The sequence below is a fragment of the Azospirillum palustre genome (genome assembly GCF_002573965.1).
Classification (GTDB): Bacteria; Pseudomonadota; Alphaproteobacteria; order Azospirillales; family Azospirillaceae; genus Azospirillum; species Azospirillum palustre.
This window is the reverse complement of the sequence record NZ_PDKW01000043.1, coordinates 1,703,924-1,725,744: the sequence shown is the minus strand read 5'-3', so window position 1 is coordinate 1,725,744 and position 21,821 is coordinate 1,703,924. Positions and strand designations below refer to the sequence as shown.

16 protein-coding genes and 1 pseudogene are annotated in these 21,821 nt (G+C 67.6%); 13 read left to right on the top strand and 4 right to left on the bottom strand.

The window, feature by feature from the left end; genetic code table 11:
- Positions 1–14 precede the first annotated feature (14 nt).
- The 5 genes from CRT60_RS30400 (at position 15) to CRT60_RS30380 (ending at position 6,586) form a co-directional block, all read left to right on the top strand.
- Complete coding sequence (locus CRT60_RS30400) at positions 15–737, top strand: DUF6683 family protein (protein ID WP_161958134.1); 723 nt, start codon at positions 15–17, stop codon at positions 735–737.
- A 195-nt stretch (positions 738–932) separates the two neighbouring features.
- On the top strand, positions 933–2,915 hold the full coding sequence (treZ, locus tag CRT60_RS30395; RefSeq protein ID WP_244592851.1) for a malto-oligosyltrehalose trehalohydrolase: 1,983 nt from the start codon (positions 933–935) through the stop codon (positions 2,913–2,915).
- A gap of 28 nt (positions 2,916–2,943) precedes the next feature.
- Positions 2,944–5,007 (top strand): amylo-alpha-1,6-glucosidase, encoded by a 2,064-nt coding sequence (locus CRT60_RS30390; protein ID WP_098740172.1) that lies wholly within the window; start codon positions 2,944–2,946, stop codon positions 5,005–5,007.
- A gap of 678 nt (positions 5,008–5,685) precedes the next feature.
- On the top strand, positions 5,686–6,087 hold the full coding sequence (locus tag CRT60_RS30385; protein WP_098740171.1) for a hypothetical protein: 402 nt from the start codon (positions 5,686–5,688) through the stop codon (positions 6,085–6,087).
- 136 nt (positions 6,088–6,223) lie between these two features.
- Positions 6,224–6,586, top strand: a complete 363-nt coding sequence (locus CRT60_RS30380; RefSeq protein WP_244592850.1) for a hypothetical protein — start codon at positions 6,224–6,226, stop codon at positions 6,584–6,586.
- 38 nt (positions 6,587–6,624) lie between these two features.
- On the opposite strand, the gene CRT60_RS30375 is transcribed toward CRT60_RS30380, so the two are convergent.
- Positions 6,625–8,271, bottom strand: coding sequence for a polysaccharide deacetylase family protein (locus tag CRT60_RS30375; RefSeq protein ID WP_098740169.1), 1,647 nt, complete (start codon positions 8,269–8,271; stop codon positions 6,625–6,627).
- Positions 8,272–8,586: 315 nt separating this feature from the next.
- Here CRT60_RS30375 and CRT60_RS30370 point away from each other — a divergent pair, with 315 nt between their 5' ends.
- Positions 8,587–8,955, top strand: coding sequence for a DUF2934 domain-containing protein (locus CRT60_RS30370; RefSeq protein WP_098740168.1), 369 nt, complete (start codon positions 8,587–8,589; stop codon positions 8,953–8,955).
- 136 nt (positions 8,956–9,091) lie between these two features.
- On the opposite strand, the gene CRT60_RS30365 is transcribed toward CRT60_RS30370, so the two are convergent.
- Complete coding sequence (locus tag CRT60_RS30365) at positions 9,092–10,426, bottom strand: L,D-transpeptidase family protein (RefSeq protein ID WP_098741104.1); 1,335 nt, start codon at positions 10,424–10,426, stop codon at positions 9,092–9,094.
- Between the two features lie 486 nt (positions 10,427–10,912).
- On the opposite strand from CRT60_RS30365, the gene mepK reads away from it, so the two are divergent.
- On the top strand, positions 10,913–11,452 hold the full coding sequence (mepK, locus tag CRT60_RS30360) for a peptidoglycan L,D-endopeptidase MepK (RefSeq protein ID WP_244592849.1): 540 nt from the start codon (positions 10,913–10,915) through the stop codon (positions 11,450–11,452).
- 608 nt (positions 11,453–12,060) lie between these two features.
- Here mepK and CRT60_RS30355 read toward each other — a convergent pair.
- Positions 12,061–12,313, bottom strand: a pseudogene (locus CRT60_RS30355) (helix-turn-helix domain-containing protein); the annotation flags it as partial.
- Positions 12,314–12,855: 542 nt separating this feature from the next.
- The gene (locus CRT60_RS30350; protein ID WP_244592848.1) at positions 12,856–13,569 is read right to left on the bottom strand and encodes a hypothetical protein; all 714 of its coding nucleotides are present in this window, start codon (positions 13,567–13,569) and stop codon (positions 12,856–12,858) included.
- Between the two features lie 138 nt (positions 13,570–13,707).
- On the opposite strand from CRT60_RS30350, the gene CRT60_RS30345 reads away from it, so the two are divergent.
- The 6 genes from CRT60_RS30345 (at position 13,708) to CRT60_RS37640 (ending at position 21,598) form a co-directional block, all read left to right on the top strand.
- A complete protein-coding gene (locus CRT60_RS30345; protein WP_098740166.1) occupies positions 13,708–15,180 on the top strand; it encodes a dynamin family protein in 1,473 nt (490 codons plus the stop codon).
- Between the two features lie 162 nt (positions 15,181–15,342).
- Positions 15,343–16,182, top strand: a complete 840-nt coding sequence (locus CRT60_RS30340) for a substrate-binding periplasmic protein (protein WP_244592847.1) — start codon at positions 15,343–15,345, stop codon at positions 16,180–16,182.
- 166 nt (positions 16,183–16,348) lie between these two features.
- Positions 16,349–16,798 carry a type II 3-dehydroquinate dehydratase gene (aroQ, locus tag CRT60_RS30335; protein ID WP_098740164.1) on the top strand — a complete coding sequence of 150 codons (450 nt, stop codon included), beginning with the start codon at positions 16,349–16,351 and terminating at the stop codon, positions 16,796–16,798.
- A 22-nt stretch (positions 16,799–16,820) separates the two neighbouring features.
- Positions 16,821–17,270, top strand: coding sequence for an acetyl-CoA carboxylase biotin carboxyl carrier protein (gene accB, locus CRT60_RS30330; protein ID WP_098740163.1), 450 nt, complete (start codon positions 16,821–16,823; stop codon positions 17,268–17,270).
- A gap of 19 nt (positions 17,271–17,289) precedes the next feature.
- Positions 17,290–18,630: an acetyl-CoA carboxylase biotin carboxylase subunit gene (gene accC, locus CRT60_RS30325; protein WP_098740162.1), complete on the top strand. Its 1,341-nt coding sequence runs from the start codon at positions 17,290–17,292 to the stop codon at positions 18,628–18,630.
- Between the two features lie 484 nt (positions 18,631–19,114).
- Entirely contained in the window at positions 19,115–21,598 is a 2,484-nt protein-coding gene (locus tag CRT60_RS37640) for a methyl-accepting chemotaxis protein (protein WP_098740161.1), read from the top strand.
- The last annotated feature ends 223 nt before the right edge of the window (positions 21,599–21,821 follow it).

Below are 21,821 nucleotides of genomic sequence, written 5' to 3'. Positions count from 1 at the left end.
GAAAGGACGGTGGGATGAGGAGGAGTCTGAGTGTCGTGGTCCTGGCCGTCGCGCTGGGCGGGAGCGACGCGGCCGCCCAGCAGTCGATCATCGACGGCTGGTCGTGGAGCACCCTGGTGCCGTCGATTGCCCAGACGGACATCCTCGGCACCCATCTGCGCGAACTGAGAAACGAGCAGGAACGGCGCACCACGCCGCCGCCGGATGTCTCGCGGCTGGGCTTCACGCCGTCGAAGGCGCGGCGCAGCGCCAATCTGGCCGCTTTCGTCGACAAGACGCGGGCGGTCGATCCGAACGGCGCCGCCGATCTCCAACGGCTGTTCGCCGAGGGCGACATCATCGAGCGGATCGCGGCGGCAATCGCCCCCGTCGGCCTGCGGACCGACAATCTCGCGGATGTCTATGCGCTGTGGTGGATCACCGCCTGGCAGGCGACGCGCGGCGACAACGACACGCTGGGCCGCGACATGTACGCCGCCGTCCGCGCCCAGTCGGCAAAGGCGCTGAACGGTGCCGGCGGCCCCGCCAGGGCGTCCGATGCCGGGAAGCAGGAGCTTGCCGAGGCTCTGCTGGTCCAGACCGCGCTGATCGATGCCGCGGTGGAGCAGGCCAGGGGCAATCCCGCGCGGATGCGGCAGGTCCGCGCCGCCGTCGCCAAGGGCGCGCGGGGCATGGGGCTCGACATGGCGGGGATGGAGATCACCGGCGGCGGCTTCGTTCCCAACGGCAAGAGGTGAGGTGGCAAGAGGTGAGGAGCCGCGGCATCGACCGGCCTCCCGCGGCATCGCCCGGCCGCTCATCCGGTCGCCGAACCCGCCGCTAAGTCCATAGTTTTCGAAACAATTTTCCACCTCCGGCGTGATCACACCGCCTCGCTCCTGTTTAGCGTAGGCACAGCGGAAATCCGCATCACTCACCGGGGGGCCGTTGCCGTGACGATTTCCGCCGCAATTCCGCTTGTCGAGCAGGTGCAGGCCACTGTCGAACGCCGCTGGCCCATCGGGGTGGAGGTGCTGCCCGGAGGCGCCCATGCCAGGATCTGGGCGCCGGACGCCGAGCGGGTGGAACTGGTCGCCGAACCGGACGGGCGGGCAACGGTGCTGGGCGACGAGGGAAACGGCTATTTCTCTGGGGCGGTTCCGGAGTTGGAGGCTGGCGGCCTCTACCGCTTCCGGCTGGACGGGAAGGAGATGCTCTATCCCGATCCGATGTCGCGCTTCCAGCCGGAGGGGCCGCACGGGCCTTCGCAACTGGTCGATCCGCACCGCTTCGCCTGGACCGACCAGGGCTGGCAGGGCCGCGCCATCAAGGGGCAGGTGATCTACGAGATGCACATCGGCACCTTCACGGCGGAAGGAACCTGGGACGCTGCGCTGGCGGAGCTGCCGGCGCTGGCCGATCTGGGCGTGACGGTGCTGGAGCTGATGCCGGTGTCGGAGTTTCCCGGCCGCTTCGGCTGGGGCTATGACGGGGTGAACCTGTTCGCGCCGACGCGGCTCTATGGCGATGCGGACGCCATGAGGCGCTTCGTGAACGAAGCGCATCGGCTGGGCCTCGCCGTCATCCTCGACGTGGTCTACAACCACTTCGGCCCGGACGGCAATTACCTGAAATGCTTCGCCGACGACTACTTCACCGACCGCTACAGGAACGACTGGGGCGAGGCGATCAACTTCGACGGCCCCAATTCGGAGCCGGTGCGGGAGTTTTTTCTGACCAACGCCGCCTTCTGGATCGAGGAATACCACCTGGACGGGTTGCGGCTGGACGCCACCCAGTCGATCAATGACGGCAGCGAAGCCCAGGGCAAGCCACACATTCTGACTGAAATCTCGCGTGCCGTGCGCCAGGCCGCCGGCGGGCGCGCCACCATTGTCGTGGGGGAGAACGAGCCGCAGCATGCCAGCATGGTGAAACCGGCCGAAGAGGGCGGCTGCGGGCTGTGCGCCATCTGGAACGACGACCTGCACCATTCGGCGATGGTGGCGCTGACCGGCCGGATGGAGGCCTACTACACCGACTATCGCGGCACACCGCAGGAATTCGTGTCGGCGATGAAGCACGGCTTCCTCTACCAGGGACAGTGGTATCGCTGGCAGCGCAAGCGGCGCGGCATGCCGGCCTTTGGCGTGCCACGCCCAGCCTTCGTCAGCTTCCTGCAGAATCACGACCAGATCGCCAACTCCGCGCGCGGACTGCGGTTGCATGCGCTGACCGCGCCGGGCCGGCTGCGGGCGATGACGGCATTGTTCCTGCTGGGCCCCGGCACACCGATGCTGTTCCAGGGCCAGGAATTCGCCGCCAGCGCCCCCTTCCTCTATTTTGCCGACCACAAGCCGGATCTGGCCGGACTGGTCGAGAAGGGCAGGGCGGAGTTCCTGGCCCAGTTCCCCAGCATCGCGGGGCCGGCGATGCAGGCGGCCCTGCCGAAGCCGCATGCCGAGGACAGCTTCACCCGCTGCAAGCTCGACCATCGCGAGCGGGAAAGCAACGCCGCGGTCTGGGCGCTGCACCGCGACCTGCTGCGCCTGCGCCGCGAGGACCCGGTCTTCGCCGCCCAGTGCATCGGAGGGCTGGACGGCGCCGTGCTGGGGGAGGAGGCTTTCGTCCTGCGCTTCTTCGGGGAAGGGGGCGACGACCGGCTGCTCCTGCTCAACCTTGGCCGCGACCTTACCCTGACTGTGATGGCCGAACCGCTGCTGGCGCCACCCCTCGACGGCGCCTGGACGGTGCTGTGGTCCAGCGAGGAGCCCGCCTATGGCGGTTGCGGCACGGCGGCGGTGGAGCAGCCGGACGGAGCGTGGCGGCTGCCCGGCCATGCGGCGCTGGTTTTGGGACCGGCACATGGCTTTTCGACGGAAAGCGACGATGAGGGAGGCAACACAACCCCGGTCATCGTGGTTTCCCAAGGATAGGAAACCGATAGCTGAGCATAGGTCCACCATGGCTGATTTCGTCCGCACCCTGTCACGCGAGGTCTTGAACACCGGTCCGAAAGGTGCCGAAACCCGTGAATGGCTGGTCGCCAACGGACTTGGCGGCTATGCCTCCGGGTCGGTGTCGGGAGCGGTGACGCGGCGCTATCACGGGCTGCTGATCGCCGCATTGCCGGCCCCGCTCGGCCGCGTGCTGATGCTGAGCCAGTTGAGCGACGTGGTCATCGACTCCGATGGTCATCGCTACCGGCTGAGTTCCCGCGACACTGGTGGTGATCCAGGCGGTGGCGATCCGGCCGGCGGCGAGGCGGAGGAGGGGCAGACCGCCGCCCTGCAGGAGTTCCGCATGGAGGCCGGGCTGCCGGTCTGGCGCTTCCGTGCCGGCGGGGCGGTGATCGAGAAGCAGGTCGTCCTGCCGCACGGCCAGAACATCGTCCACGTCACATACCGGGTGATGGAGGCGAAGGCGCCGGTACAGCTGCGGCTGCGGCCGGTGCTGGCCTTCCGCACGCTGGAATCGGCGGTGGACCGGCCGCTGGCCGGCGCCTATCGCATCACCGCGACGGGACAGCGCTACGAGGTGTCGGCCGGACCCGACCTGCCGGTGCTGAATATGGCGATCGAAGGCGGCGATTTCCCGATGACGCTCGACGGCGGCATCCGCCGCGACGTCTATTACCGGGTGGAGGACGAACGCGGCTACCAGTCGCGCGGGTCGCTGTGGACGCCGGGCTATTTCAGCGGCGAGGTCGGGGCGGGCCAGAGCATCACCTTCGCCGCCGCGACCGAGGACTGGTGGCGGCTGGAGGCCCTGCCGCCGGCCGATGTGCTGGGGTTCGAGGCGGAACGCCGCCGCCGCATCATCCAGAACGCCCATCCCACCTTGCGCGGTGGTGCGATGGCGGAGCTGGTGCTGTCGGCCGACAGCTTCCTGTTCGTGCCGGCCGGCCGCGTCGCCGACCAGATGCGGGCGCGGGCGGAGGGCGACGAGGTGCGGACGGTGATCGCCGGCTACCACTGGTTCACCGACTGGGGCCGCGACACCATGATCGCGCTGGAGGGGCTTACGCTCGCCACCGGGCGCCATCTGGAGGCGGGGTGGATCCTGCACACCTTCGGCCATTACATCCGCGACGGCCTGATCCCCAACATGTTCCCCGACGGCAAGGACCGCGGGCTGTACCACACCGCCGACGCCACCCTGTGGTTCTTCCATGCGCTGCACCGCTATCTCGGCGTCACCGGCGACCGCGACACGCTGCGCCTGCTGCTGCCCAAGCTGCGCGAGGTGATCGACTTCCACCGCCGCGGCACCCGCTTCGGCATCGGCGTCGATCCCCGGGACGGGCTGCTGCGCCAGGGGCAGGAGGGCTACCAGCTGACCTGGATGGACGCCAAGGTCGATGACTGGGTGGTCACGCCGCGCCGGGGCAAGGCGGTGGAGATCAACGCGCTGTGGCACAACGCCCTGCGGCTGATGGCCGGCTGGCTGCGCGAGGAGGACGGCGAGGCCGCCGCCCGCCCGCTGGAGGAGCTGGCCGATCAGGCGCGCGCCTCGTTCAACGCGCGCTTCTGGTGCCCGTCCGCCGGGCATCTGTTCGATGTGGTGGATGGCGAGCATGGCGACGACATCGCCTGCCGGCCCAACCAGATCTTCGCCGTCTCGCTCGACCATCCGGTTCTGGAGCGCGAGCGCTGGGAGCCGGTGGTGGAGACGGTGCGCAAGCACCTGCTGACCCCGGTCGGGCTGCGGTCGCTGGCACCGGGCTGTCGTGACTACAAGGCGAAATATTTCGGCGACCTGCGGGCGCGCGACGCCGCCTACCACCAGGGCACCGTCTGGGGCTGGCTGATCGGCCCCTATGTCGATGCCTGGCTGAAGCTGCATCCGGAGGACAAGGCGGGCGGGCGCCGGCTGCTGGAGGGTTTCCTGCCGCATCTGGACGAGGCCGGCATCGGCACCATCAGCGAAATCTTCGATGCGGAGGCGCCTTTCACCCCGCGCGGCTGCATCTCGCAGGCCTGGAGCGTGGCCGAGGTGCTGCGCTGCTGGGTGAAGACGGAAAGCTAGAGTCTGTCTGATGCTTATCGAAGCACCAGACAGACTCTAGCCTTTTGGTTTTCCGTGCGATTCACGCTTCAAGCGATTCCGCTTGAACCGATCGCACTCCAGGCGGCGCCGGGGGTTGCGGACTCCTCCTACCCGAAGGTCATAGGGCGGCCGATGGTGGCCGCCTTACCCGCAACGATGGTGCAATGCCCTTGGGAGCAGTTGTCAACAGGGCACAACAGGGTGTGAAATCGCAGGGTCCGGCGGAATGTGACAGATTTCAGTTGACACGCCGCTGAGGCGCCGACAGCCGGAAAAACGTGATTATTCTTATAAATCAGGTGGTTGCGCAGATTGCCTGATTTTTGGGCAAACACAGTGGGCCCCTTGAATTGCCTTGTGCGAATCGGGACTGCCCACGGCTTGCCCACACAGTTATCCACAGCCTCTGTGGAGACCGCGGGCGATGCCGGCGGCCAAGCCCTTCGTCGTGCCTATCCAATGAACCTGTCCATAAGATGCCTTTACTTTGGGCAGGGATGGGGTTGGCGCTCAGCGCAAGGGGGTAGCCGCATTGGATTTTAGCCAGACCGGAGAAAGCATCCTATAGTTCCAGCATCGGTTCCTTCGGTAACCCGACTGGGCCAAGCGAATCAGACCGTACGGGGTGCGGCGAGAACAGCCAGAGCGGAGGTGCCAATGCGGAGCGTTGTGCGGGGCGTCGCCGGCTTGCCATACCCGGCGGTCCGGTCTGCGCCAGTCCGGTTTGGGCCGGTCCGGTCCGGATGGACGGACGGCGATGCCGTCGCCAAGCCGTCCGAAGCGCCGGCACGGGGCCTCCTGGGCGGGCTGCCCGCCGTGCTCGGTCCGCTGCTGGGCGCATCGGTGCTGGGGGCGCTGATCCTGCACCTCATGGCCGGCCTGGTTGCGCAGCTTCCGGCCGCCGATGCCCTGGGGGCCTTGTCGGTGATGGCCGGCATGGCGGTGGTCCTCGTCACCCTGCTGCCCTTCGCCGTGCTGTCCTTCAGGCGGGCGCAGCGGGCATGGGCAGCGATTCAGGGCTTCGGGCAGGAGACCGGGCAGGGCGCCGGCCGTCCCTGAGGCATCAGGTTCTTCCCTGACGGCAACCCGACAGGATTTCGTTGCTACGCGAAGCGTGCCCGCGTTTAATCGCGGGCAGGGGCGGCACTCGCCCTTCCGTCCGTCGCAAGCGGGGGCGGCTTTCCGGGGGCGCGGTATGGGGCTTTTCGATTTTCTGAAGGTCTCGGTGGCCGACAAGAAGGCGGCCAAGCCGGCAGCCCGCATGCCGGTCAGCGTCATCCAGTGCGACGGAAAAAGCTATCCCATCGTGTCGCTGACGCCGAAGGGCTTCGTCGCCCGCGGGTTCGACGGGTCGCTGGTGGTCGGGCAGAACGCCAAGGTGTCGGTGCGAGTCGACGATCCCGCCGGCAAATTCACCTTCAACGCGACCGTTTCGGTGGTGGAGATCAAGGGCGACAGCGTCGGTGCGACCTGGAGCATCCTGCCGACGGAAGTCGATGCGGTGATCCGCCAATACGCCCAGAACCGCAGGAAGCAGGACGGCAAGGGCGCCCGCTGAGTCCCATCGGGCGGCGGCGGGCAGGCGGCGGTCGGGGCTTACTGGCGGTCGCTCGCCCCGTCCCCGCCCGGTGACGGCATGCCGGCATTGACGATCTTCGGCAGCGCCAGGACGCGCGCCCGTTCCAGCCATTCCGACAGGGTGACGAACTCGCAGCCCTTGGCTTTCAGTTCGGCGATGACGCGGGGCAGGGCCTGCGCCGTGCTGGGATAGGTGGAGTGCATCAGGAAGACGTTGCCCGGCAGTCCGCCCAGCTTGATCTGGCTGACGATCTTGTCGGCGTTGCGCACCTGCCAGTCGCGCGTGTCCACCGACCACAGGACGGAGCCCATGCGCTCGTCCCGCGCGATGGTCAGCAGCTCGTCCGAATAGCGGCCATAGGGCGGGCGGAACAGCACCGGGTTGGCGCCGAAGCTGCGCAGGATGCGGTTGGTCTCCGCGATCTCGTAGCGGGCGCCGGCGGCGTCCATCTTGCGCAGGTCGGAATGGGTCAGGCTGTGGTTGCCGATTTCGTGCCCGGCGGCGACGAAATCATGAATCAGGTCGCCCTGCCGCTCGGCGATGCGGCCCACCGGGAAATAGGTGGCGCGCACGCCTTCCTGGTTCAGGATGTCCAGGATCTGGCGGGTGACCGTTCGGTGCGGCCCGTCGTCGAAGGTCAGGGCGCAGAGGTTCCAGTTCTCCCGCTTCAGCGTCGCCGGCATCACGTCATAGCGCGAATCCGGCATCACCGAGCGCAGCCGGCCCTTGCGGCGGCTGTGCTGCTCGATGTCCGCCATGGTGCGGGCGTCTTCCTCGTTGTAGATGATCAGCCCGTCGACCGGCGGCGTCGCGTTGGCCACCGACGGCGGCGGGGGCGCCAGCGGAGCGGCGACCGCCGATCCGATCGGCGCCAGGACGGACGAGGTGGTGGTCGTCACCGTCTCGCGGTTGCCGGCCGGCTGCGGCGGCTTGGCCTCGGCCGGTGCGGCGGCCGGCATGGGGGCCGGCATGGGCGCCGGGGCAACCGCCGCGGTCACGGCCGGCGGCTTTGCCGTTGCAGGGGCCGACGCAGCGGGCATGACAGGGGCCAATGCCGGGATTGCCGAGGCGCCGCCCGCTGCCGGCGCGGACGGAGCGGTGACAGTGGCAGCGGCACTGGCGGTTGCCGCCTTCTCCGCCGGCTTTTCGGCCACGGCCGGGCGGTCGACGACGAGACAGCCGAAGCCGGCACCGACGATCCGCCGGCACAGCGCCCGCGCGTCCGTGCCCTTGCCGACCTGGGCGTAGAGCGCCACGCCGGCACCGCTCTTCCCGTCCAGCGGCATGACCGATGCGGTCAGGCCCGCCGTCAGGTCCCGCTCGCGCTGCTGCAAATTCTTCCAGCTCAGCCATGCATCGCCGTCGCGGGAATAGATGCCCAGCTGCAAAACCGGACCGGCGGGCGCCGGGGCGGCCGCGGGGGTGGCGGCCTGCACCGGAACGGCAGGCTTCGCCTCCACCTTTATGGCGGATGGGCGCTTCGCGGTGGATTCGGCAGCGGCGGAGGGCAGGGCAGGCAGGCCGAGCACGCAAGCCAGCAAAGCGACCTTGAGCAGGCCGGCGCGGCCCAGCGGGGCCAGGGCGCGGCCATGGCTTCGGACGGCGTCGGCCGCCCGGAGTCGGGTGCTGGTTGAGGCGGGATTCGGCCAGAAAATGCGCAACATATCGGTCCCGTCGCTTGGCCCAGCCACTGTCTGCGGACCGCCGGTTGATGGCGGTGCAATATCATCACGATGGGGTTAATTCAAACGACAAGCGGCGGAATTGTGGCGGCTTCGCCGCTTTTCACAGGGGCGTTGCCGTTCGGAAACGGTGGCGGGTGCGGGGAGTCCGAAAGCATTGGGCGGACGCGCGCCGGAACCGGCGGGGGAGCGGCGGGGTTCATTACAGGACCGGCGGGGCGGACCGGGGCGGCGGTCGCCGCCGCGCGCCGTTCCCGCCTCCCCATGCAAGACCCACCGGTGAAGGAGACGACCCGTATGGCCGAGGATTTGGAAAGCCGCATCCGTCGGCGCGCGCACGAGATCTGGGAAAATGAAGGCCGGCCGGAGGGTCGTTCCGAGGCCCATTGGGAGCTGGCCAGAGAAGAGATCGCCATCCAGGACAATTATCGTGACACGCTGAAGCCCAACCCTGCCGGCGGCCCGGAAGCGACGGCGATGCGCACCGAGCCGGTCGAGCCGGTGCTGAGCATCGCCAATCAGGGAGAACAGCCCGGCCTCGCCGACCAGGGCGAAGAGATGGGCATCCCGATGCGCGGCGACCGCGATGTCTGGCCGACGCCGGAAGAGGCGGCATCGACCGCCGTGCCGCCCAACCGCAGCAAGAAGACGCGGCGCCGGGCCTAGAGTGCGATCGGTTCAAGCGGAATCGCTTGAAGCGTGAATCGCACGGAAAACAAAAAGATTAGAGTCTGTCTGGTGCTTATTGAAGCACCAGACAGACTCTAAAAATGTAGGCGGGCGCCGCGCGGTCCGGCCGTCTTCAGACGCTGGACTTGTCAGCCGACTTTTCCGCCGTGCCGCTCTTGTCCAGCGGCATGGCGGCGCGGCCCGCGTCGGGCTGACGGCCGGCGGGCGGCATGGCAGACGGCGCCGGGGACGGCGCGGGGGCCGCGGCGGGCGTGGTGCCGGACAGCGCGCCGGGCAGCGGCGCCGGAACGGATGCCGCAGCCGGCGCATCGTCCAGGCGGTCATAGATGTCCGGATGCAGGCGGACCGCCCCATCGGCCTCAACGGTCGCGATCCAGTAGACGAACTGCACCGGCATCGGTGCCGCCAGCTTGACCCATTGCGGCTGTTGCTTGCTCAGCATGCGGTCGATCCGCTCCGGCGTCACGCTGGTGCCCTGCAACAGCAGCTCGGCCAGCTTGCGCGGATCCTCCAGGCGGACGCAGCCGGAGCTGATCGAGCGCAGTTCGCGGGCGAACAGCCGCGGCTCGTTGGTGCCGTGCAGATAGATGTCGTAGGGGTTGGTCAGGTTGAAGCGGAAGCGGCCAAGCGCATTGTGGTCGCCCGGCTGCTGGACGATGCGGACACGGCCCGGCGTGACGTCGTGCCAATCGACCGTTTCCGGCGCCACCTCCTGCCCGTCGAGATAGACGATGGCGTTCTGGATGCCGGGCGTGCCCTTGGCGCGCAGGTTCGGCAGCTTGTCTTCCTTCAGAACGGTGGGCGGCACCGTCCAGGTCGGGTTGACGATGACGTGGGTGATGCGGTCGGTCAGCAGCGGCGTCTCGCGCGACGGCCGGCCGACGATGGCGCGCATCGTCAGCTCCTCCTCCCCGCCGCGGACCAGGGTTGTGGTCTGGTTGGTCAGGTTCACCACCAGGATATTGTCCGGGGCGGTGTCGCGGAAGCTGCGCATCGCGACGGCGCTCTGCCGCATCAGGGCCGCGGCCTCGGCCGGCGTGCGGTCGAGCGCCGCCCTCGTGCCGGCGCCGATCAGCCCGTCGGGCTTCATCCGCTGGGCGAGCTGGAAGGCCTTCACCGCGCGGTCGACGTCGACGGTGAACACCTCCGACACCCTGTCGGCCGGCAGCAGGCCGAGTTCGGCCAGCCGCTGGGCCAGCCGGCCGACACGCTCGCCGCTGCTGCCCAGCTTCATCAGCCCGCCTTCCCCGATCCGGGTGGAGGCCTGCACAGGGGCCTGGTCCAGCTCCACCGCGGCGGCATCCAGCCGGTCGGCCCACTGGGTCAACGTGTCGCGGTAGGGCAGGGCGTCCGCCGGCCCGGCCCCGAGCAGCGCCATCGCCGATGCGGCGGTCAGCGCCAGCAGGGCCAGCTTGCGGGACATGCGGAGGTCGGCGGAAGCGATCATGGCGGCACCTTCTGTCACGATGGTCCAGCGAAGCATCGGAATGGATGCGCCGCTGCCCTCCCGATCAATTTATGCAACGCAATAATGGAAGGCGAGGCGCGCGGCGAGAAATCCGGTCGATCATTCTTCCGGTGTGATCTTCCTGCCGCCGTCCTATGACCTGTCTATGCAAGAAGGTCACACTGCGAAATTTTTTAATTGCCTCAGCCGATGACCTTCCCTATACGAATATCCGTCCGGAGACGATTCACACCAGACGGGACGCTTCGGATCAGCGTTGGTCATAAGGCTGATACTATCACCGCGGGCGCCGCGCGACCCGCCAAACGCCGAACGGCCACAGCGTAGAACGGCAAAAACGTAAGACGACGAGGTTCGGGGATGCATTTGGGGGATGATGAGCGTGCCGCACCGGCAATCGGGCGGCGCGGGTTCCTTGGTTTTGCCGCGGCGGCGGTATCTGCGGCTCTTCCAGCCGCATCGGGGATGATGACGGGGGTCGCCACCGGCGTGGTGACGGGTGTGGCGACGGCGCCGGTCCTCCTGGGATCGGGCTCTGCGGAAGCTGCCCCCCTGGCCGGCAGCGTCCGGCGCCTCACCCTGCACAACATCAACACGCAGGAACGGTTCGACGGCGTCTATTGGGCCGACGGCAATTACAAGCCGGACGCGCTGCGCAAGCTGGACGTGCTTCTGCGCGACCATCGCGCCAAGCAGGTCTGCCATTACGACCCGCGCCTGTTCGACCTGCTCGCCCGCGTTCACCAGAGCGTCGGATCCGACGATCCGTTCGAGGTGATCTGCGGCTACCGCTCCCGCCGCACCAATGCGATGGCCCGGCGCCGGTCGCGTGGCGTCGCGAAGGAGAGCTATCACACCCGCGGCATGGCCATCGACATCCGCCTTCCCGACACCCAGCTGCGCGCCATTTCCGAGACGGCGAAGGGGATGCAGTCCGGCGGCGTCGGCTTCTACCCGCGCAGCGGCTTCGTCCATCTCGACGTCGGTCCCGTCCGCAGCTGGTAAGGCCGCCGGCAATTGTGCCCGTCCTCTTGTGAGAAAGGCTCCGCATCGGCTGATGCGGAGCCTTTCTTCTTTTGCTGCCGGCCGAGCGCAACTTTTCAAATGCCGGAGCTGGATCGGTTTCCCGGCGATGGATCAGTTTCTCGGCGATGGCTTGGACGCGCGCTGGATGTCGGTCGGGTCCCACACCGCGCCGTGACGCCGGCGCGACTTGCCCTGTCCGGCGGTGTCGGCCGACTTCACCGGCTTGACCCGCGGGGCATCGCTGCGCACCGGGCGACCGGCCTTGCGGACGCTTTCGCCATCCGGCCCGGCGGCGACGATCTCGGTGCCGGCAAGTCGGTTTCCACCGATGACCGACGGCTGTGGGCTGCCCGATTGAGGGGATGCATCCGGCTCGCCGTCCTCACCCTCGCCGGGGCCTTCCGGCGGTTCCTTGATTTCGGGGGAGAGGGCAGAGAGCAGGGACAGCATCTCGTCCGACACATGGGAGGGGGCGGCGCGCCACAGGCGCAGCAACCGCGCCTCGCGCCGGCTGATCTGGCTGTCGCTGTCGTGCGACTCCTCGAAACCGCCGCGTGAGCGGCGTGGGCTGTCGGCGTCGTTGTAGGTATCGAAAAAGAAACTGACGGGAACGTCGAGGACCTGGCTCAGCCGGTACAGGGTGCCCGCCGAAATACGGTTGGAACCGCGCTCGTATTTCTGGACCTGCTGGAAGGTCAGGCCGATCGCTTCGCCCAGTTTTTCCTGGCTCATTCCCAGCAGGGTCCGGCGCATCCGCACCCGTTGCCCGACATGGGCGTCCACAGACCAGGACTCCGGCGATCCGCGTCGTCCTCTTTTGCGCGCCGTCGGTTCACTCATGTCCATTGATCTCCGCTGCCCAGTCTTCCGCGGACTGTCTTTGCGATAATGAAAAGATTGTTCACACATTCGTTGAAGCGATTCAAGAGAAAACTTCTGAATATTGGTGTGTGCTTGCCATATTCCGATAGGCATTGGTGGTGGTGCAGCATTCGCAGGGGTTGTCATATTACAGCTTTGTATTATTTCACCGATGCTGAGAATCAATTGCGCCAAGGCTCTGCCGGATCCCTGCATTCATCCCTTTGCGGAAATCACCGAGTCTTTCGGTTCATCCATTCGTTCGGGCGATAGCTTTTCGTTTATAGAAATTCCGCGATCGGAAACGGATGGAATTTACACCGCCACAAATGGTGATGAAGAACCTTCTGGTTGTAACAAATAAACCGGAGAGCGGAGAGAAACTTTCTTCTCTCAAGGCCGATACGGTCCGTCACGCTGCATCCGGGCCGGTCCGTTCGGGCCGCATGGTTGGCCAGACAAGCGTTAATACATAATTAACCTTATTAAGCCGCCGTTAACCGGCGTCCGGAGCCGGGGATTCAGGGCCGCGGGGGCCGTGGTGCGTGACTATCCGTATCGGCCTTGCGCGCGCTCCTCGTTCGGGCAGTACCGGACGGGTGGGGGGACTCCATCGCCCAGGGGCCGCCGGCCACGGCGAAGCCTTCCACATGGTCGCGCAGCTTCTGGACCTGGGACGGCGTGACGGTGCGGCCGAAGCGGGATTTCAGCAGGGCGGCCAGCGCCCCGCGGGTCGGCCGGACGCCGCCGGCCGACAGGATGCGGTAGGCGACGAAGGCCTGGGCATAGAGCCGGATGCGGTCGGGCCGTCGGCGCAGCTGCGCCGCCTGGGCGGACGGGCTGCCGTCCAGATGGTCGATGAGCCGCGCCTCCGCCTGCGCCACGGTCAGGTCCGGCAGGTCGGCGGCCACCGGCTCCGGCGGTTCGGGCCGGCCGATGGACTCGCGCAGGCGCCGCCGGCGCTGGCGCTCGCGGTCGCCGGCCCGCAGCCGCTCGGCGTAGGCCGGGTCCGCCGCCCGCCGTTCGGTGCGGCTGCGGTTGGACTTCGCGGCACGCTCCGCCTCCCGCGCCCGCAGCATCGGGTCGCGCAGCAGGAAGGCCAATTCGTCCGCGGTCAGCCGATGCGCCTGATCGGCGCCCGACGGCAGGGGGCTGCCGTCCTGATGGTCGCTGTCGTCCATCGCCGGGTAACGCGCGTCCGCCCGGTCCTGTTCCCGCGGCACTTCGCCCAGCACCGTCTGAATTCCCCGCCCCGCCTTCCTGCCCGCCTCCCGGGACGGAAGATGAGGGAGATTTCATGTCCGGTGCCGGGCCCGCCCGTGCTAGAGAGAGGCCGTTCTTTTCGGCCCGTGCAACAGTGGAATTCGCCCGCCATGACCCCCCGGCAAGCCCTTCAGCAGCGCCTTGCGGCTTTGGATGCCCATCTGCGGGCGGAAAACCCCAACCTGCTGCCGGTCCTCCCGACCTTCCGCGCCTTCGACCGCATCCTGGCCGGGCTGGGGCTGATCGACCGCCATGAATCGCTGACCACCCGCATTCCCTGGTGGCCGATGGTCGCGGTGCTCGGCACCTTCTCCGCCGGCAAGTCGACCTTCCTCAACGGCTATCTCGGCGAGGTGTTGCAGAACACCGGCAACCAGGCGGTGGACGACAAGTTCACCGTCATCTGCCACGGTCCGGAAACCCGCAAGGAGGCGCTGCCCGGCACCGCGCTGAACGCCGATCCGCGTTTCCCCTTCTATCGCATCGCCGACGAGATCGAGAAGGTCGCCGCCGGCGAGGGCAAGCGGATCGACAACTACCTTCAGCTGAAGACGCTGGCCGGGACGCGGACCAAGGGCAAGATCTTCATCGATTCGCCCGGCTTCGACGCCGACGACCAGCGCCGTTCGGTCCTGCGGCTGGTCGACCACATCGTCGAGCTGTCGGACCTCGTGCTCGTCTTCTTCGACGCCCGCCATCCGGAACCGGGCGCCATGCAGGACACGCTGCGCCATCTGGTCGCCAAGACGGTCAACCGCGCCGACGCCCGCAAGGTCTGCTACATCCTCAATCAGGTCGACACCACCGCCAAGGAGGACAATCTCGAGGCGGTGTTCGGCGCCTGGCAGCGCGCCATCGCCCAGGCCGGGCTGGTCTCGGGCCGATTCTATGCCATCTACGACCAGCGCTCCGCCGTCGACATCGAGGATGACGGCCGCCGCGCCCGCTATCAGGCGCGCCGCGACCACGATCTGGCCGAACTCCAGACCCGCATCAACGAGGTCGAGGTCGCCCGCGCCTATCGCATCATCGGCTCCATCGACAGCCTGACCAAGGAAGTGGAGGGGGAGGTGGTGCCCAAGCTGCGCGAGGCGATGGCGATGTGGCGCCGCCGCGTGCTGATCGGCGACGCGGTGTGGGGCGTGCTGCTGCTGGCGCTGCTGGGCGCCGTCGTGCAGACGCTGGGCGGCGGATTCGGCGCCTTCCTCGGCTGGCTGTCCGAGTCCGGCGACAGCGGGCTTCCGCTGCATCTGATCGGCACCGCGCTGCTGCTGGGCGGGCTGTTCCTGGCCGGGCATTTCAAGCTGCGCCAGATCTTCGCCCGCCGCGTCGCCGCCACCTTGAGCGACCGTTTCGGCGACGTCGACCTGAACCTGCGGCAGGCCTTCCTGCGGAACACCCGCTTCTTCCGCTCGATCTTCGCCAGCCAGCCGGCCGGCTGGGGCGGCCGGGCGCGCAAGGCGATCTTCGCCATCCGCGAGGCGACGGCGGTGCATGTCCAGCGCATCAACGACCTGTACACCGATCCGGCCGGCCGCCGTGCGCGGGAAGCCGCCGTCAACCCGGCCGCCGCGGCTGAGTGACCGCAAGCCGGCGGCCGGTGTCGGCGGCTCTTTACAGTGCGGCGTGCAAGCCGTTAGATCTCGGCCGTTAGATCTTGGCCGGCGCCGCGCGACCTCGGCGCCGGACCCATTAGCAGGCGGCCAACGGACTTGCGGGATTCGGCAGACGGAGCGATAGGCACGGTGAGGACGTCGGCCGCGGGCATTGTCCTGGCCGGGCTGCTGCTGTGCATCGCCCCGGCTCAGGCACAAGCGCAGGTCCCCGGCCCGGAGGCCGGCGGCAAGGATCCGGCCCCGGCCCCCTACACCGGTCTGGATCTGGTGACCGGCAGCGACTATGCCCCCTACACCGGCGACGACCTGCCGGGCGGCGGGCTGGTGACCGACCTGGTCCGCCGCGCCTTCGCGGTCGGCGGGCGTCGCTACGATGTGCGCTTCATGCCGTGGAAGCGCGGCTATGACGGCGTGGTGGCCGGCCGTTTCCTCGCCACCTTTCCCTATATCCGCACGCCGGAGCGCGAGCGGGAGGTGCTGTTCTCCGACCCGGTGATGGAGGTGCGGCAGTTCGTCTATCTGTCGAACCGGTCCGGGATGGAGTTCCACGGCCGGGCCGGAGGCGGCGACTCCGGCGGCCTGGAGGATTTCCAGGGGCGGACGGTCTGCCAGCCGGTGGGCTACGCCCTGCCGGCCGGGCTGGAGGCGATGGTCGGGCAGGGCCGCCTGACCCGGCAGACCCCCTCCGACCTGGGGGCCTGCGTGCGCATGGTGGCGACCGGGCGGGCCGACGCTCTGGTGATCGACGAGTTCAGCGGCGCTGCGGCGATTCAGCGCTCCGGCCTGGCCGACGACATCCGGGTGGCGGAGCGGCCCTTCGCCGTGGTGACGCTGCATCTGGTGGTCGGACGCGGCACCCCGGGAGCGGAGACGGCGGTCGCCGCCTTCAACGACGGGCTGAAGGCCCTGAAACGGCAGGGCGTCTACCACCAGCTGCTCGCCAGCCACGCGCTCCAGCCTGCTCCCTGATATTGCTGGGGTTTTCCCTGAGGGTTCGCGCGGTCTTCCGGCCCTGCCGCGGCGATTTTCCGGGTTTGGGCGCGCTTTTCCGCGCAGAAGGCCCCCGTCGCCATGGACAGGACGGTGCTTCGTGATATAAACGCGCGGTTTCGATCATGGAAAAGGGGCGCGGGCTGTGGCCATCGACGCGTCGATTCTGGTCCTCAACGGGCCGAACCTCAACATGCTGGGTGTGCGGGAGCCGCAAATCTACGGGTCGATGACCCTGGACGAGCTGGAGGCCGCCTGCCACGAGCGTGCCGACACGCTGGGTCTGACCGTGGATTTCCGGCAGTCGAATCACGAAGGCGAACTGGTTTCGTGGATTCAGCAGGCCCGCACGGAGAATGACGGCATCGTCATCAACGCCGGCGCCTATACCCACACCTCGGTCGCGATCATGGACAGCCTGATTCTGTCGGATCTGCCGGTGATCGAGGTCCATCTGTCGAACATCTTCAAGCGCGAGCCGGTCCGCCATCACTCCTACATCTCGCCGGTGGCGAGGGGGATGATCTGCGGGTTCGGGCCGCACGGGTATCTTCTGGCGCTGGACGCCATCGCGAACATCATCGACCGCGATTAAGGAAACGGGAACGACTGACATCATGGCGAGCTTCGACATCGACGGCGATCTGGTCCGCAAGCTGGCGGACCTCCTGCGTGAGACGGGCTTGAGCGAGATCGAGTTCGCCGAGGGCGAAAAGCGTATCCGCGTCACCCGCCCGACCGCCGCCCAGACGGTCGCCGTCCAGGCAGCCCCGGTCCTGGCGGCCGCTCCGGTCGCCGTGGCGGCGCCGGCCGCTGCAAAGCCGGCCAGCCATCCGGGCGCCGTGACCTCGCCGATGGTCGGCACCGCCTATCTGGCGGCCGAGCCGGGCGGCACGCCCTTCGTCCGTCCGGGCGACGTGGTCAAGGCCGGCCAGACCATCATGATCATCGAGGCGATGAAGGTCATGAACCCGATCAAGGCCCCGCGCGGCGGCACCGTCGCCGAGGTGCTGGTGTCCGACGCCCAGCCGGTCGAATTCGGCGAAGTTCTCCTCATCATCGAGTAAGCGGGGCATTCCCTTGGCGATGTTCGAAAAGATCCTGATCGCGAACCGTGGTGAGATTGCGCTCCGCATCCACCGCGCCTGCCGCGAGATGGGGATCCAGACCGTGGCGGTGCATTCCACCGCCGACGCCGACGCCATGCACGTCCGCCTCGCCGACGAAAGCGTGTGCATCGGTCCGGCGTCCGCGCGCGACAGCTACCTCAACATTCCGGCCATCCTGTCGGCGGCGTCGATCACCAATGTCGACGCCATCCATCCCGGCATCGGCTTCCTGTCCGAAAACGCCCAGTTCGCCGAGATGGTGGAGGAGCACGGCTTCACCTTCATCGGCCCGACGCCGGAGCATATCCGGGTCATGGGCGACAAGGTCACCGCCAAGAAGACGGTGATGGAGCAGGGGCTGCCGGTGGTGCCCGGCTCCGACGGTCCGGTGACGTCGCTGGAGGATGCGGAGAAGGTCGCCCACGAGACCGGCTATCCGGTGCTGATCAAGGCGGCGGCGGGCGGCGGCGGCAAGGGCATGAAGGTCGCCCGCAACCCCGACCAGCTGAAGGAGGCCTACCAGCTGGCCCGTGGCGAGGCGCGCGCCGCCTTCGGCAACGACGAGGTCTATCTGGAGAAGTATCTCGGCCATCCGCGGCACATCGAGATCCAGCTCCTGGGCGACACCCACGGCACCTGCGTGCATTTCGGCGAGCGCGACTGCTCGGTCCAGCGCCGGCACCAGAAGGTCATCGAAGAGGCGCCGAGCCCGGCGCTGAACGCCGAACAGCGCGCCTTCATCGGCGATCTGGCGGCGAAGACGGCGGCGGCCATCGGTTACCGCGGCGTCGGCACGATGGAGTTCCTCTACGAGGACGGGCAGTTCTATTTCATCGAAATGAACACCCGCCTTCAGGTCGAGCACACCATCACCGAGATGATCACCGGCATCGATCTGGTCCGCGAACAGATCCGCGTCGCCGCCGGTGCGCCGCTGGGCTATGGCCAGTCGGACATCCGCTTCGAAGGCCATGCCATCGAATGCCGCGTGAATGCCGAGAACCCGGAGACCTTCATCCCGTCGCCGGGGAAGATCGACGGCTATCACGCGCCGGGCGGACTGGGCGTTCGCGTCGATTCCGCGCTCTATGACGGCTACCGCGTGCCGTCGCATTACGACAGCCTGATCGCCAAGCTGGTCGTCCACGGCACCACCCGGAACGAGTGCCTGATGCGCCTGCGCCGCTCCATCGAAGAGTATGTGATCGGCGGCATCCAGACCACGCTGCCGCTGCATGACCGCATCATCGCACAGCAGGCCTTCATCGACGGCAATTACGACATCCATTGGCTGGAACAGCTGATGGCGAAGTCCTGACCGCTCGCGGCATTTTCACAGATACGGAAATGCTGCGGCGGAATGTCGCAGTCATGAAACCCCTCTCTCCAAGTGGAGAGAGGGGTTTTTTCTTTATTAATATTCTCTGATACGGCGCTTGGCCTTCCTCGTGGGGAATTTGTTCTTTCGCAATTTGATAATTTTCCGGCTGAATCGCGTTTTCATTCGCAAATTGCGACGCCGGGTGCGGCGAATCCCCGTAGACGTGCTTGCCCGGTCGTCAGGGTTTAACCGGAACGGCGGTTTGCGAAGAATTCAGTGTGCATGGCACGCCGCTTGCTGACTTGATCTGTGTCAGTGCGGGCATGGGCTACTCACAGTAGATGAAACGCCATTCCGTTAGCTGTGCCGAACCATCGCTTTTTCCAGGCGGTGCGCCGGTCCCTGGTCTGTCCCCCGGTCGCGGCCCGTCGCGCCGGCTTGCCTGCCCGAATGCGCCCATTGTCTGACGAGGCCCCGTCCCATGCGTCTCAACGAACCGATCACCGACCGTGAAATCGTGATGGAAGACGGTGTCCTGCTGGTGTCGCGTACCGACACGGGCGGGCGCATCACCTTCGTCAACAAGGCATTCGCCGACATCAGCGGCTATGCCGAATCCGAACTGATCGGGGCTCCGCACAATCTGATCCGGCATCCGCACATGCCGAAGGAGGCCTTCGCCGACCTGTGGGCGACCATCAAGGACGGCCGGCCATGGGAAGGGCTGGTGAAGAACCGGACCAGGGACGGCGACTTCTATTGGGTCCGCGCCAACGTCACGCCGGTGATCGAGGACGGGACGGTGACCGGCTTCATCTCGATCCGCACCAAGCCGTCGCGCGATCAGGTGGCGGCGGCGGAGCGGCTCTATTCCGACATCCGCGAGGGCAGGGCGCGCCATCTGACTGTGCGCGACGGGCAGGCGGTCGGGCGAGGCGCCGGGGCGGGGTTCCGCCGCTGGATGGCGACGGTGACCGGGCGGCTGACCCTGATCTTCGCCGTCATGATCCTGTCGATGCTGGCGGTCGGCGGCGTCACGCTGCGCGGCATGTCCGACAGCAACGCGTCGCTGAAGTCGGTGTACGAGCACCGCACGGTGCCGGCGGTCCAGATCGGCCAGATCCTGGACCATATGCGCGACAACGTGCAGACGTTGCAGCGGCTGATCATCGACACCCGCGACGGCACCGATCCCAAGGCGATGGCACAGCGCGATGAGCGCATCGCCGGGAACGCCGCCACCATCGACCGGCTGTGGGCGGACTATGTCACCAGCTACATGACGCCGGAGGAGACGATTCTGGCGGACCGCTTCGCCAGGCAGCGCGCCGCCTTCCTGAACGACGGGCTGAAGCCGGCGGTGGAGCTGGCGCGCCAGGGCGATTCGCTGCGGCTGGAGGTCCTCGTCCGCGACCGCATCGACCCGCTGTTCCAGGCGGCGTTCCAGACCAACAAGGATCTGCTGCAATTGCAGCTGACGGTTGCCAAGGGCGAGTATGAGGGGGCACTGGAGGATTTCCGCTGGCATCTGGTGTTCGCCGTGGCCGCCGGGCTGGCCGTCCTGCTGGGGGCGGTGTTCTGCGGGCTCCTGCTGCTGCGCACCGTCCGCCGCCCGCTGGCCGCCTTCTCGGTCGATTTCGACGCCATCGCCCGCAACGACCAGACCCACATCATCGACCTGCCGGCCGCGGCCGAATTCCACCTCATCGCCGGCCAGCTGCGCGGCTTGAAGGCGCGCCTGTGCTATGCCGTGCAGGAGCGTGTCGAGCGCGCCCGCCATGCCGACGAGGAACGCCGCCGCGCCCTGGAAAACATGGCGTCGACGGTGGAGCGGGAGGCTGGCCGCGCGGTGGAGGAGGTCGCCCAGCGCACCGGCGCCATGGCCGACGATGCCGAGGGCATGTCCGGCTCGGCCGAGCGGGTCAGCATCAACGCCCAGACCGTGGCGTCCGCCGCCGGGCAGGCGCTGGCGAACGCCCAGACCGTCGCCGCCGCCAGCGAGGAACTGGCCGCGTCGATCCGCGAGATCTCCTCGCAGGTCGCCCATTCCAGCGCGGTGACCCGCCGCGCGGTGGAGAGCGGCCATCACACCCAGGCCACCATCCGTTCGCTGTCGGAGACGGTGGCGAAGGTGGGCGAGGTGGTCAACCTGATCCAGTCCATCGCCGGCCAGACCAATCTGCTGGCGCTGAACGCGACCATCGAGGCGGCGCGGGCGGGCGAGGCCGGCAAGGGCTTCGCCGTGGTGGCGCAGGAGGTCAAGAACCTCGCCAACCAGACCGCGTCCTCGACCGAGGAGATCACCCGCCAGATCACCGCGATCCAGTCGGTGACCGACGAGGCGGTGCAGGCGGTGGAGGAAATCGGCCGGACCATCGCCGAGATCGACCACATCGCCGGTTCCATCGCCGCGGCGATGGAGCAGCAGGCGGCCGCCACCCAGGAGATCAGCCGCAACGTGGTGGAGACTTCCACGGCGGCGCAGGAAGTGTCGTACCGCATCGCCGCGGTGTCGGAAGAGGCCGACCGCACCGGCGAACAGGCGACCCATGTCAAGAACGGGTCCGGCGACGTCGCCCGTTCCATCGAGAGCCTGCGGCAGGTTCTGGTCCGCATCGTCCGCACTTCCACCGGCGATGCCGACCGCCGGCGCAAGCCGCGCTTCCAGGTGGATGAGACGGGAACCCTGCTGATCGGCGGCGACCGGCTGGCGGTGACCGTGCGCAACCTGTCCATCGGCGGCGCGATGATCGATCCGGTGACGACGACCGACGGCCGCTCGCTGGCGGGGGCCATCGGCCATCTGCGGCTCGACCGCTACGCAGCGGAGGTGGCGGTGGTGGTGAAGGCGGTGGAGCACAACCGCATCCATCTGGCCTTCGACGCGGAGAAGATGGCGGGCGATTTCGCGCGGGCCGTGGAAATCGCCACCAAGGACCGTTCGCCGGTCGACGTGGCAGCCTGACCGCAGAGCGGACAGGCCTACCGCTCCGTCATCGATCCGTCGCACTGAACGTTAGAGTGCGATCGGTTCGGACGGAATCGTCTGAAGCGTGAATCGCACGGAAAATCAAAATCTTAGAGTCTGTCTGGTGCTTCAGGGAGCATCAGACAGTCTCTAGGCATCTTCTTCATCCTCCAGGTTGAGGACTTGTCCCCTGTGACAATTTCACAGGGGGAGTCCGTGC